Genomic DNA, 12,662 nt, shown 5'->3' on the forward strand with positions numbered 1-12,662 from the left:
TCCGGCCGTGGCCCCGGCCGCGCCAGCCAGCGCGCCGGCTGCCCAATGAGCGTGCCGCACTGAGTAGCGTGCAGCGGGCCGGTTGCATCGAGCCGGCCGCTGCGACCGCGCCTCGACGCGGTCACGGCGACGATCCGCCGATCGTCGCCATCCCGGGCAGGCGAACGCCTTCGCCCCGCACGCGCGCCAGTCTCATCCCGCCTGTTTTTCCGCCTCACTCCGCGAACGGCAATGTCTGCTGGCCGTTCGCGCGCATCCCGAACACGTTCAGCGTCATCGCCACCAGCGCGTAATAGCCGAGCAAGCCCACCAGGTTGATCACCACTTCATGGCCGAAGCGCGCGAGCGCCGCGTCGTAGGTCGCGTCGCTCACGCGCTGCGTGTCGTAGAGCTCGGTCGCGAAACGGTGGACCAGCGCATCGTCGGCATCGTCGAAGACGGGCGTCTCGCCGCGCCGGATCGCTTCGGCCACCGCCGCCGGCACGCCGGCGTCCAGGGCGATCGGCAGATGGATGTGCCACTCGGCCTGCGAGCGCCAGCGCGCGGCGGTGGCCAGGATCGCCAGCTCGGACAGGCGCAGCGGCAAGCCCGTTTGGTAGCGGCAGAACGCGCCGAGCCGCTGCGCATGCTGGGCCAGCACCGGGCTGTGGATCCAGCCGAGGAAGGGGCCGTTGAGGTTGCCGCGCGGGCCGGCCAGGATTTCGTCGAGCACGGCGCGCTGTTCGTCGGAGGCGCTCGCGGTATCGAACGGGGGAAGGCGGTTCGTCATGTCGGAAGTCCGGATTGGAGTGAATGGCGGGACAGGGCGGGGCGCGGCGGGCAGGCGGCGATCGATGTCGATCGTGGCGCCTGCCGGCGGCCCTCGAAGGGCCGTGGCGCTTCAGCGCGCGGCGCCGCTCGATGCCAGCGCCGCGTCGAGCGACTGCGCCAGCCGCTCGACGATGATATCGATTTGCTCGGCCGAGCAGATGAAGGGCGGTGCCAGCAGCACGTGGTCGCCCTGCCGGCCGTCGACCGTGCCGCCCATCGGGTAGACCATCAACCCGCGCGCCATCGCCTCGCGCCGCAGGGCCGCATGCAGGCGCAGGGAAGGATCGAAGGGCTGCCTGGTGCCGCGATCGGCGACGAATTCGACGCCGACGAACAGGCCGCGCCCGCGCACGTCGCCGACGGCTTCGTGATCGGCGAAACGCTCACGAAGTTGCGCGCGCAACTGTTCGCCGCGCTCGCGCACATTGTCGAGCAGACCTTCCTCAGCGATCACGCGCTGCACCTCGAGCGCGGCCGCGCAGGCGGTGGCATGGCCGATATAGGTGTGCCCGTGCTGGAAGAACCCGGTGCCGCCCACGATCGCGTCATAGATCCGGTCGCTGGCGAGCGTCGCGCCGATCGGCTGATAACCGGCGCCGAGCCCCTTGGCGATGGTCAGGATGTCGGGCGCGATGCCGTCCTCCTCGCAGGCGAACAGATGGCCGGTGCGGCCCATGCCCGACATGATCTCGTCGAGGATCAGCAGGACACCGTATTTATCGCAGACGGCGCGGATCTTGCGGAAATACGCGCGCACCGGCGGCACCGCGCCGGCCGTCGCGCCCACCACGGTCTCCGCGACGAAGGCCGCGACCGTCTCCGGGCCCAGTTCGAGGATCCGGTTCTCGAGTTCGTCGGCGAGCCGCTGGGCGAAGGCTTCCTCGCTTTCGTCGGCGCGCTGCTCGCGATAGGCGTAGCAGGGGCTCACGTGATGCGCGTCGATCAGCAGCGGCAGGAAGGGCTCGCGGCGCCACGGGTTGCCGCCGATCGCCAGCGCGCCGAGCGTATTGCCGTGATAGCTCTGGCGCCGCGCGATGAAGTGGCGGCGCGCCGGCTGGCCGATCTCGACGAAATACTGGCGCGCCAGCTTCAGCGCCGTCTCGATCGATTCCGAGCCGCCCGACGTGAAATACACGTGGCCGAGCCCGGCCGGTGCCGCCTCGATCAGGCGATCGGCCAGTTCCTCGACGGGCTCGGTGGTGAAGAAGGAGCTATGCGCGTAAGGCAGGCGCTCGGCCTGCCGCTTGATCGCCTCGATCACGCGCGCGTTGCTGTGGCCGAGGCAGGAAACGGCCGCGCCGCCGCAGGCATCGATGTAGCGCTTGCCGGTCGAGTCGATGAGCTCGATGCCGTCGCCGACCACCGCGACGGGAAGGGTCGCGCGCGGAGCGCGATGAAATACCTTGGTCATGATCGTGTTTGCTCCTGCTGGCTGCTGGAAGGCGGGTTCGTGAATGCCATCGGCGCCGCACGACGCGGCTGCCGGCTGCGGTTCGGATCAGGCGGTTTCGCGCGTCACGCGCAGCGCGAAACCCGTCACGCCATCGCGTCTCACCGAGAAATCGACGCCGTGCTGGTCGATCTCGAAGAGGGCGGTCGCGAGCGTGTTTTCGTCGTCGGGATCGGCCGGATCGTCACGGAAGATCGGCAGGCCGGCGCCACCGCGATCGGCGAGCACGCCGGCCAGCGCATCCAGGTTCGTCGCGGCGAGCGCGGGCAGCAACTCGTCGAGCCGCGCCTGCCGATCGCGCGACGAAGCGGTGACGATCTGCGCGTCGGCATCGGCGTTCGGCCCGGGATGCACGAGGTGGTTGGCGTGGCCGTAGCGCGCCTCGACGCTCGTCACCGAGGTACGGGCCGCGCTGGCCTCGACGCTGGCAATGCGGGCATCGCCGGCGCAGCCGAGCATGTGATGGAAACCGCTCGCGCGCGGCGTGTCGCGCAGCAGCGCGAGCGCGGCATCGAGCGAGGTGGCGTCGAGCACCGCGCGCGCCAGCACCATGCGCGGCACGCCGGCCGCCGGCGCGGTGATCCGCACGTTGTTGATGGTCTGCACCAGGCCGGCGCGGTTCAGCGCGAAGGTATGGCCGGGCAGCGAACCGGGATAGTAGAAGCTGAGGAAGCCGGGGCCGCGCGTCGGGCGAACCTCGACGAGCCAGCAGCGATCGAGCAGGAACGGATCGCCGTCCTCGTTGTGCGCGATGCGGCCGCCGCTCGCGTCGCGCGCCGCGACGGTGGTGCAGCCGTCGCCGGAGCGATTGAGCAGCTCGCCGCGGCAATTCCAGGCGAACACCAGCTCGGCCGGCAGGCCGAGCCCTTCGGCGAGGCCGTCGAGCTCGGCGACGCAATCGGGAAACACGGCCTCGGCCTCGCGCCGCCAGATCGGCAGCAACGGTTCGCCAAGGCGCGCCTCGAGCGCTTGCCAGGCGCGGCTTTGCGCGCGGTACGCGGCCATCAGCGGGCGCGCGAGTTCGCCGAGCCGGCGGCCGATCTCGCGCGGCGTGCCGGCGATCACGACGGGGTGGAGTGCTTTCATCGATGCGCTTCGGTAGCTGGAAATTCGGGGGCGGATGTCGATCGAAGGCGAGGGCGGGCCAATGCAAGAGATCGACAACACATGGGCCGAAATTATACGCATCAACAACAAATGTTGTCACGACGAACGAGACGACAACACGGCCGTGGCGCCGGCACTCGGGCTGTGTCGATACGGAAGAGGGGAACGAGCGAGGAAGAAAAAACGCCCTCGCAAGGCGAGGGCGTTATCGGCAGGAATCGCCGTGGCTCGGCTCAGACGCCTCGCCAGGCGCCTTCGCGCTCGAAGGCGTGACGCGCCTGGATCAGCGTGGTCTTGGCCGCGCGCGCGTCGCCGGCCAGCTTCAGCAGCGCGCCCAGTTGCGAGGGCTGTTTCGCGAGTTCGCGCAGGATCGGCAGGATGGTGGTGGTGCCGTCGTCGCGCAGGCCGGCGGTGGCCGCGCTCGGCAGGGTGCGCCAGGACGGATCGACGATCGCCCGGCACACCGCGAAGGGCACGCCGCGCGCCGCCGCGAAGGCGCCGGCGATATGCGACTCCATGTCGACGGCGAGCGCGCCGTGGCGCGCGTGCAGCGCGGCCTTCTGCTGCGCGTCGACGACCGGCGCGCCGACCGCCGCGATCCGCCCGAGCCGCAGGTTCGGCACCACCGGCGTGCCGCGCAGCGCGGCCACCAGCCGGCGGTTCCAGCCGGCATCGGTGCGCACCTCGCCGAACGGGCCGTCGATCGCCTCGGCGATGACCAGCGCGCCCGGCGCCAGATCGGGCGCGAGGCCGCCCGCCGTGCCGAAGCTGATGATGCCCGAGCAGCCGCGCTCGACCGCTTCCGACAAGGCGCGCTCGAGCCGGTCGGCGCGCGCCGCGTAGACGGTCTCGACGCCTTCGCCGCGCGCGATCCTCGCCTCGAAGGCCATGCCGGTGACGGCGATCACCGGCGCAAGGGTGGTCTGGGTCGCCATCCTCACATCCCGACCGTCACGCGCGTGGTGCCGGCGCGCTTGAGGCCGCGATAGCGCGCCAGCGCCCACAGCGGGAAGAACTTGCGATAGCCGTGGTAGCGCAGGTAGAACACGCGCGGGAAGCCGGTCGCGGTGAAGCGCGTCTCGTCCCACAGCCCGTGCGTCTTCTGTTCGGCGATCAGCCAGTCGATGCCGCGCGCGACCGCCGCGTGATCGACCTCGCCGGCCGCCATCAGGCCGAGCAGGGCCCAGGCGGTCTGCGAGGCGGTGCTGGTGGCCGGCTCGTAGCCGCGATAGTCGAGCTTGTAGCTGGTGCCGTCCTCGCCCCAGCCGCCGTCGGGATTCTGGATCGACAGCAGCCACTGCGCGGCGCGCTTCACGCGCGGATCGTCGTGGCCGAGGCCCGCCGCGTTCAGCGCGCCGAGCGCGCTCCAGGTGCCGTAGATGTAGTTCATGCCCCAGCGGCCATACCAGCTGCCGTCGGCTTCCTGCTCGGCGAGCAGGTAGTCGAGCGCGCGCTGCGCGGGCTGGCTGTTGACGTTGGTCTCGCCGAGCTGCGCGAGCATCGACAGGCAGCGCCCCGAGACGTCGGCGGTGGGCGGGTCGAGCAGGGCGCCGTGATCGGAGAAGGGGATGTTGTTCAGGTAGTGATGGGTGTTCTCGGGCTCGAACGCGCCCCAGCCGCCGTCGCTGCTCTGCATGCCGACCACCCATTCGCGGGCCCGCGCGATCGCGTCGCGGTCGACGTCCGATTGCGTGAGGCGCGCCGCGCGGTCCATCGCCAGCACCACCACGGCGGTGTCGTCGACGTCGGGGTAATGCGGGTTCGCGTACTGGAAGGCCCAGCCGCCGGGGCGCACGTGCGGGCGGCGCGAGATCCAGTCGCCGCGCACGTCGAGGATCTGCAGCGGGCGCAGCCATTCGAGGCCGCGCAGCGCGGCAGCCTCGGCACGCGGCTCGCCGGTCTCGAGCAGGGCGTGCGCGGCCAGCGTGGTGTCCCAGACCGGCGACAGGCAGGGCTGGCAATAGGCCTCGTCGCTCTCGTCGTCCTTGATCACCAGCAGCTTGTCGAGCGAGCGGCGCGCGGTCGCGCGATTCGGGTGGTCCTCGGGATAACCGAGCGCGGCGTACATCATCACGGAGTTCGCCATCGCCGGGTAGATCGCGCCGAGGCCGTCCTCGCCGTTCAGGCGCTCGTCGACGAACTGCACGGCCTGGCGGATCGCGCGTTCGCGCGAGTAGCGCGGGAACAGCCCGTCGGTCAGGCGCAGCAGGCCGTCCACGCCGCGGAACAGCAGGAACCAGCCGGCGCTCTGGTGGCCCTGCCTGGGCAGCAGGCCGGTGTTGACGGGCGGATTGACGAACAGCTCGTCGACGCGCACGCCGAGCGGGTTCCTCGCCAGCGGACGCTTCGCGTTCAGCACCAGCAGCGGCACGATCACCGTGCGCGCCCAGTACGAGACCTTCGACAGGTGGAACGGGAACCACTGCGGCAGCAGCATGATCTCGACCGGCATCATCGGCACCGCGAACCAGGGCACCACGCCGAACAGCGCGAGCTGGATGCGCGTGAAGACGTTCGACATCTCGGCGCCGCCCATCGCGTGGATCGCCTGGCGCGCGCGCACCATGTGCTCGGCCTCGACGTCGTCGCCGATCATCTTCAGCGCGAAGTAGGCCTTCACGCTCGCGCTGACGTCGGGCGCGCCGTCCGTGAACAGCGGCCAGCCGCCGCCGGGCAGCTGGATGCGCCGCAGGTAGCGGCCGATCCGGCGCTCGAGTTCGGCGTTCGGGGTCTCGCCGAGGTAGTGGACCAGCAGCACGTATTCGGCCGGGATCGTCGCATCGGCCTCGAGCTCGTAGACCCAGTGGCCATCGGCCTGCTGCGCGGCCAGCAGCGCGTCGGTCGCGCGCGTGACGGCGGTGTCGAGTTCGGCGGGGGAGGGAAGCTTGGCGGCGACGGGCGCGACGGGAGTTGCGGCGGCGGCTTGCGTGGTTGCCTCGGCCTCGGCTGCCGTTGCTGCCGTTGCTGCCGTTGCTGCCGTTGCCGCAGGTGCTGCAGGTGCTGCAGGTGCTGCAGGTGCATGATCGGCAACGGTCGGCGTCGCGTCCTGCGCAGCCGTGACGGCCGACGTGGCAGGCAGGTTCGCCGCCCCGGCGGCAGGCGACGGCGCGGCGTTCGGTGTCGCGCCGTCGGGTGTGGTCGAGTCGGTGAGATCGTTCATCGGTCCCTCTCTTGTCATGCGGCGCGTGCGTTGTTACCCGAAGGCACGCCCCGTCGATCGACGCGGGCAGGGCGGCGGCCGGCGCGCCCGCGAACAGCGAATCCGGCCGGCGCGAAGGCGGGGCCGAACGTTTCAGGTTCCGGCAGGGCGCGCGCCAAGGCCGCCAGCCCGCCGGTCGGAACGTCGGATGCGCGGCCGGCGGCATCGGCACGGCGCAACATCCGGTGATAGCGGGCACTTACCTCACAGTGCTCCGCGCACGCGCACGGCGGGCAGCCATGCGGCGTGACGGGCGATCCGCCGATCGCCCGGGCATGCATCGACATCAGATCAGAAGAACGCGTAGCGCAAGGCGATCAGCATCATCCGCAGGCGCGGCTTGCGCAGCGGCGCGCGCGGCGCGGCGAAGCCACGTGCCATCGCGGCCTCGAGTATGCAGCGATAGGCGCCGGACATGATGCGCGGCGCCTTGACCTGCGCGCGCGGCGCGCCGTCCATGATCGCGTCGGCGCGCGCGAAATGCGCCAGCGCGCGCTCCGCCAATGTCGCGCAGACGCCCGGCAGCGCCGGATGCGCGGCGATCGTGAGCGGATCGGTCACGGGAATGCCCTCGCGTTCGAGCAACTCGCGCGACAGATAGCAGCGGTTGATGTCGGCGTCCTCGTCGATGTCGCGCAGGATGTTGGTCAGCTGCAGCGCGCGGCCGAGGTGATGCGCCAGCTCGATGCCGGGCGCTTCCTGCATGCCGAAGATCCGCACCGACAACCGGCCCGCCGAGCTCGCCACGCGATCGCAATAGAGATCGAGCGTGGCGTCGTCGGGCGCGCAGATGTCCTCGGCGGCGTCCATCGCCATGCCGTCGATCATGTCGTGGAAATCCTCGCGCTTGAGCCCGAACTTGCGGATTTCCTCGGTGAGCGGCACCAGCGAGGCACGCGGCTTGCCGGCGTAGCAGGCGTCGATGTCGACGCGCCAGCGGTCGAGCCCGGCCGCGCGTTCCTCGCGCGAGCCGCCGTCATCGGCGATATCGTCGACGGCGCGGCAGAACGCATAGACCTGGAACATGGCGTCGCGCTGCGCCGCCGGCAGGATCCGCATCGCGCGATAGAAGGAACTGCCCGATGAGACGGCAGCGACGTCGGTTTGGGTGTCGTCCACGACTAGATTGGAAACGGCCAAGACGAGCTCCGCTAAGACACCCTCGCGGGCGATGAAAACAGCCATGCCCGGCGGGGGATGGAGAGGCTTGCGAGATGCGCGAACGATACGCGCAGACAGGCTTGATTGGCCGATGCTTGGCCGGAAATGGCGGCAAGTATAGCAATGTTTGACACCCGCTGCCGCTCGCGGGCCCCGCAGGCGCGACAGCCTAGGCGAACACCACGTCGCGCTGCAGGTCGAGGGCGATCAGCCCCATCGCGCGGGCCAGTTGCAGCACCTGGCGGCGGTCCAGCCGCGAGCCCATGAAGCTGGTGACCTGGCCGTCGCTCTCCACGGTGAACTGGAACAGCGCGCCGCCTTCGCCGAACCAGGCGCCCGGCACCGATTCGGATTCGCGCCAGGCCAGCCCGTCGATCACACGGCCGATCGCGTCGCGGATCGTGTCGCCCGGCGCGATCGACGGCGCGACGTCACCGAGGTCGTCGAGCGAGTAGGGGCCGGGCGTCGCGGGGCGGCGATAGAACAGGTAGTCGGTATTCATGAGGCGCGGTCATGAAGGAGCATCCTCGAAATTAGCCCGAGAACCCGGTCGAATGGAATAGGGAACGGTTCCGGCTGTGGCGCCGCCGTAACAGATTGCGCACGATGAAAGCCGTTTGTCATGCGAAGCATCCCGTTTCGCGGCGTTGGAGGGCCGATCGCCGCGTCGCATATCGGATTCGTCTGAAATCGGCGCGGGACGGGTCAGCGGGCGCTCACATCGCCAGGCGAGCGTGTCGCGACAAAGCAGCCCGCTCTCTGGCACCATCGTGCCGCAGCGATCATCGCCGCGCATCCGGGCAGGCCGTCCCGGCAAAACAACAGAAACCGGATCAGGAGACAGCCGTGAACCATCCCGACATCGACACCCATTCGCGCAACGCCGCCGCGCCGCTGCCCTTCGTGCTGGTCCACGGCGCCTGGCATGGCGCCTGGGCCTACGAACGCCTGGGCGCAGCGCTCGCGGCGCGCGGCCATGCGAGCGTCGCGCGCGACCTGCCCGCGCATGGCCTCGACGCGCGCTACCCGGCCGCGTTCTGGCAGGGCGATGCACAGGCGCTGGCCCAGGAGCCATCGCCGGTCGCCGCCACCACGCTCGACGATTACACCGGGCAGGTGCTGCGCGCGATCGATGCCGCTTGCGCGCTCGGCCACCCGCGCGTGGTGCTGGTCGGCCACAGCATGGGCGGCGTGGCGATCACGGCCGCGGCCGAACGGGCGCCGGAGCGGATCGCGGCGCTGGTCTACCTGGCCGCGTTCATGCCCGCCTCGGGCGTGCCCGGCCTCGACTACGTGCGTGCCCCCGAGAACCATGGCGAAATGCTGGCCTCGCTGATCTGCGCCAGCCCTCGCGCGATCGGCGCGCTGCGCATCAACCCGGCCAGCCGCGACGCGGCCTATCTCGCCACGCTGAAGCAGGCGCTGTTCGAGGACGTGGACGAGGCGACGTTCCGCGCCGTGACGCGGCTGATGTCCTCGGACGTGCCGACCGCGCCATTCGCCACGCCGATCGCGACCACCGCCGAGCGCTGGGGCTCGATCGCGCGCCACTACGTGACCTGCGCCGAGGATCGCGTGATCCTGCCGGCGCTGCAGCGGCGCTTCATCGCCGAGGCCGACGCCTTCCTGCCCGAGCGGCCGACGCGCGTCCACGCACTCGACAGCAGCCATTCGCCGTTCCTGTCCCAGCCCGACACGCTCGCCGAGCTGCTGGCGGGCATCGCGCGCAACACGACGATCTGAGGCAGCGATCGCGCGGCCAGTGCCCGCGAGTCGTTTATGATGACGATCATTCGATGACAGGCCGCCGCACGCTGCAGCTCCCACCATGAAGCCCCTCCGGCACGACGCCCCACGCCCCGCCGCGCCCGCCGCCACCGACTGGGAGGACGACGACGACGCGTCGTTTACGACGGGCGCGCCCGAGCACGATTTCGCGGTGCGCCGCGTCACGCTGATCGTGCTGCTGCTGGCCGCGATCGTGCTGCCCTGCGTCTATGTCGCCGTGATGGCCTACAACGACCTGCGCACGCGCGAGGCGACCGCACGCGACGTCACCATGCGCACCGTGCGCGTGGCCGAGGAGCATGCGCTGAAGGTGTTCGACCTGACCGAGACGCTCGACGCGCGCATCGTCGACCTGGTCCAGGATCTCGACGACGAATCCGTGCGCAAGTCCGAAGCCGACATCCACGACGCGCTCAACACCATCGGCGGCGGCTATCCGCAGGTAGCGGCGGTCTCGATCTTCGGCGCGAGCGGCATGCTGCTCGCCAATTCCCTGTACTACCCGGCCCCGCACGCCTCGATCGCGAACCGCGACGACTTCATCGGCATTCGCGACAACAAGGTGATCGAGCACATCTCGCGGCCGATGCGCGGGCCGATGCGCTCCACCACGCCGAGCCTGGTGTTCAACACCGGCGTGGCGCGCCAGCATAGCGACGGCAGCTTCGCGGGGATGGTCTCGATCGCGCTGAAGTCCTCGTACTTCAACGCCTTCTATCGCGACCTGCTCGGCGGCGAGAGCTCGCCGATGTCGATGGCGCTCACGCGCAGCGACGGCGCGGTGCTCGCCTCGTATCCGCCGCCGCCAGAGACCGGCGACGAAAAGCTCGACGAGCACGAGGCACCCTTCGTCAACGCGAGCGCCTCGAGCCCGCGCGCCGGCATCATCCGCGTCGAGCACGACGGCGCGAGCGAGATCGTCGCCTACCGCCAGGTCGGCTCCTATCCCGTCTATGTGATCTGCGCCTACCGCGCGCCGGCGATCTGGCGCGCCTGGTACGAGCACCTGAGCGTGCTGTTCATCTCGATGTTCGCCCCCTCGCTGGCGCTGTGGTGCGTGATCTGGCTGTCGCTGAAGCGGCTGCGCGTCGAGGAGCAGGCCTGGGACCGCTGGCAGGCCGAGGCTTCGATGCGCCGCTCGATCGAGTCGGCCTATCGTCAGTCGCGCAAGATGGAGGCGCTCGGCAACCTGGTCGGCAGCGTCGCGCATGATTTCAACAACCTGCTGATGATCATCTCGAGCAATATCCAGATCGTGCGCCGACGCGGCGCCGCGCATCTGGACATCGAGCTGACGGCCATCGAGCGCGCACTGAAGAACGGCCAGTCGCTGACGCGCCAGTTGCTCGGGGTAGCGCGCAAGCAGCCGCTGCGCAGCGAGACGATCGACGTGCCGCAATGGCTCGGCTCCTCGTGCCGCGAACTGCTGAAGACGTCGCTGGGATCGAAATCGGCGCTGGTGTTCGACATGCCGCCCGGCATCTGGCCGATCCGCGTCGATATCGCCGAGCTCGAGCTGGCGGTGATCAACCTGTCGGTGAACGCGCGCGACGCGATGCCGACCGGCGGGCGCTTCACGATCGCCGCGCAGAACATCACCTTCCGCCACGAGGACGGCTTCCCGCTGACGGGCGACTTCGTCCAGCTCTCGCTGGCCGACACCGGCAGCGGGATGGCGCCCGAGGTGCTCGCGCATGCCTTCGAGCCGCTCTTCACCACCAAGCCGAAGGGCATGGGCACCGGCCTCGGCCTGCCGCAGGTGTTCGCGTTCTGCGAGCGTTCGGGCGGCATCGCCACGATCGACAGCGCGCTGGGGGAGGGCACCACGGTGCGCCTCTACCTGCCGCGCGCGCGCATCACCGACGAGGCGCCGCCCGCCGCGCCCGCGCCGCGCGAAGCTTCCTCGCTGGAAACCGATCCGCCGCGGGAAGGCCTGCGCATCCTGCTGGTCGAGGACAACGGCGAGGTGGCCGCCGGTACCGAGGCGCTGCTGTCGTTGCTCGGCCATCGCGTCACCTACGCGGCCAACGCCGACGACGCGCTCGCGCTGGTCGACGCGCCGCTCGATCCCGAGGACGAGTCGCGGCCCTTCGACCTGGTGATCTCCGATATCCACATGCCGGGCACGCTCAACGGCATCGACCTGGCCGAGGAGATCGAGCGACGCCCGGGCACGCTGCCCGTGATCCTCGTCACCGGCTACGCGGAGGAACTCGACCGCACACGGCGCGTGAATGCGCGCGTGCTCTCCAAGCCCTTCGACATCGGGCTGCTCGACGACATGCTGCATGCGATCCGGCAGGCGCGCGATGCGCGCAAGAGCGGACGGATCCGCGCTTGAGGCGTGGAGCGGGCAGGGCGGGGGAGGGGAGGTGGACTGCCCTGCCGGCCGGGTTGGTGGCCCGAGGCGCGGCAGGGTGAGGAACGCAGGGGGAGCAGGGCAGGGCGATGCGCAGAGTACTCGACAGGCGCCGGCGGAGTTCCTGGCTCCGCTCCACCGGCCGCGCGCCGCGCCTGTTCAGCTCAGATTCGACTCATATCCCGAGCCACCGCTCAGGCCGTCTTCGTCGCGTGGCGACGCACCCAATCCGCGTAGCGATCGACGAAGGACTGCAGGAACTTGCGCGTGTCATCGCTGGCGATCTTGCCTTCGTCGTCGATGCGGCTGGTGTCGTGCTTGATGAACATCTCGGGCTGCGCGAGCGTCGCGACATCGAGATAGGACAGCACGTTGCGCAGATGCTGCTGCGCGAGCGCGGTGCCGATGGCCCCCGGCGAGGTACCGAGCACGGCGCCGGGCTTGCCGCTCCAGGAATTGTGTCCCCACGGCCGTGAACCCCAGTCGAGCGCGTTCTTCAGCACGCCCGGGATCGAGCGGTTGTACTCGGGCGTCACGAACAGCAGGCCATCGGCTTCCTCGATCTGTTTCTTGAAGGCGGTCGCCTCGGCGGGAAAGGCCGGGTCGTAATCCTGGCTGTAGAGCGCGAGCTTGCCGATATCGGCGAACTCGAAGTCAAAATCATCGGGGGCAAGCGAGATCACGGCCTTGGCGAGAGCCCGGTTGAACGACTCGCGTCGCAGGCTGCCGACGACCACGGCAATTCGGTATGTCATCACGTTCTCCTTCCGCTCGATTGAGAATGCGCC

General features: G+C 70.1%; 10 protein-coding genes. 2 read left to right on the forward strand and 8 right to left on the reverse strand.

Features of this window, described 5'->3' with window-relative positions; genetic code table 11:
* Positions 1–214: 214 nt before the first annotated feature.
* The 7 genes from F3J10_RS17780 to F3J10_RS17810 all read right to left on the reverse strand — a co-directional run bounded on the left by F3J10_RS17780 (position 215) and on the right by F3J10_RS17810 (position 8,229).
* The gene (locus F3J10_RS17780; RefSeq protein ID WP_036055186.1) at positions 215–769 is read right to left on the reverse strand and encodes a carboxymuconolactone decarboxylase family protein; all 555 of its coding nucleotides are present in this window, start codon (positions 767–769) and stop codon (positions 215–217) included.
* Positions 770–880: 111 nt separating this feature from the next.
* Positions 881–2,221: an aspartate aminotransferase family protein gene (locus tag F3J10_RS17785; RefSeq protein WP_166913601.1), complete on the reverse strand. Its 1,341-nt coding sequence runs from the start codon at positions 2,219–2,221 to the stop codon at positions 881–883.
* An 87-nt stretch (positions 2,222–2,308) separates the two neighbouring features.
* Entirely contained in the window at positions 2,309–3,346 is a 1,038-nt protein-coding gene (locus F3J10_RS17790) for a C45 family peptidase (protein WP_166913612.1), read from the reverse strand.
* A gap of 254 nt (positions 3,347–3,600) precedes the next feature.
* Positions 3,601–4,302, reverse strand: coding sequence for a phosphorylase (locus F3J10_RS17795; protein WP_166913602.1), 702 nt, complete (start codon positions 4,300–4,302; stop codon positions 3,601–3,603).
* Between the two features lie 2 nt (positions 4,303–4,304).
* Complete coding sequence (gene shc, locus F3J10_RS17800) at positions 4,305–6,527, reverse strand: squalene--hopene cyclase (RefSeq protein ID WP_167242642.1); 2,223 nt, start codon at positions 6,525–6,527, stop codon at positions 4,305–4,307.
* A 330-nt stretch (positions 6,528–6,857) separates the two neighbouring features.
* Positions 6,858–7,706 carry a presqualene diphosphate synthase HpnD gene (gene hpnD, locus F3J10_RS17805; protein WP_036028459.1) on the reverse strand — a complete coding sequence of 283 codons (849 nt, stop codon included), beginning with the start codon at positions 7,704–7,706 and terminating at the stop codon, positions 6,858–6,860.
* A gap of 190 nt (positions 7,707–7,896) precedes the next feature.
* Positions 7,897–8,229 carry a hypothetical protein gene (locus F3J10_RS17810; RefSeq protein WP_025100232.1) on the reverse strand — a complete coding sequence of 111 codons (333 nt, stop codon included), beginning with the start codon at positions 8,227–8,229 and terminating at the stop codon, positions 7,897–7,899.
* Between the two features lie 344 nt (positions 8,230–8,573).
* On the opposite strand from F3J10_RS17810, the gene F3J10_RS17815 reads away from it, so the two are divergent.
* Positions 8,574–9,470: an alpha/beta fold hydrolase gene (locus F3J10_RS17815; RefSeq protein WP_345791219.1), complete on the forward strand. Its 897-nt coding sequence runs from the start codon at positions 8,574–8,576 to the stop codon at positions 9,468–9,470.
* An 85-nt stretch (positions 9,471–9,555) separates the two neighbouring features.
* Positions 9,556–11,856, forward strand: a complete 2,301-nt coding sequence (locus F3J10_RS17820) for a hybrid sensor histidine kinase/response regulator (protein ID WP_025100230.1) — start codon at positions 9,556–9,558, stop codon at positions 11,854–11,856.
* Between the two features lie 212 nt (positions 11,857–12,068).
* On the opposite strand, the gene F3J10_RS17825 is transcribed toward F3J10_RS17820, so the two are convergent.
* Complete coding sequence (locus tag F3J10_RS17825; protein WP_166913604.1) at positions 12,069–12,629, reverse strand: NAD(P)H-dependent oxidoreductase; 561 nt, start codon at positions 12,627–12,629, stop codon at positions 12,069–12,071.
* Between the last annotated feature and the right edge of the window lie 33 nt (positions 12,630–12,662).

It is taken from the genome of Burkholderia sp. Cy-637 (assembly GCF_011753175.1).
Classification (GTDB): Bacteria; Pseudomonadota; Gammaproteobacteria; order Burkholderiales; family Burkholderiaceae; genus Burkholderia; species Burkholderia gladioli.

Excerpts from the sequence above, each read along its gene's own strand:
- F3J10_RS17795 (WP_166913602.1), bottom strand. The coding sequence starts at position 4,302 with ATGGCGACCCAGACCACCCTTGCGCCGGTGATCGCCGTCACCGGCATG.
- F3J10_RS17820 (WP_025100230.1), top strand. The coding sequence starts at position 9,556 with ATGAAGCCCCTCCGGCACGACGCCCCACGCCCCGCCGCGCCCGCCGCC.
- F3J10_RS17790 (WP_166913612.1), bottom strand. The coding sequence starts at position 3,346 with ATGAAAGCACTCCACCCCGTCGTGATCGCCGGCACGCCGCGCGAGATC.
- shc (WP_167242642.1), bottom strand. The coding sequence starts at position 6,527 with ATGAACGATCTCACCGACTCGACCACACCCGACGGCGCGACACCGAAC.
- F3J10_RS17780 (WP_036055186.1), bottom strand. The coding sequence starts at position 769 with ATGACGAACCGCCTTCCCCCGTTCGATACCGCGAGCGCCTCCGACGAA.
- F3J10_RS17825 (WP_166913604.1), bottom strand. The coding sequence starts at position 12,629 with ATGACATACCGAATTGCCGTGGTCGTCGGCAGCCTGCGACGCGAGTCG.
- F3J10_RS17810 (WP_025100232.1), bottom strand. The coding sequence starts at position 8,229 with ATGAATACCGACTACCTGTTCTATCGCCGCCCCGCGACGCCCGGCCCC.
- F3J10_RS17785 (WP_166913601.1), bottom strand. The coding sequence starts at position 2,221 with ATGACCAAGGTATTTCATCGCGCTCCGCGCGCGACCCTTCCCGTCGCG.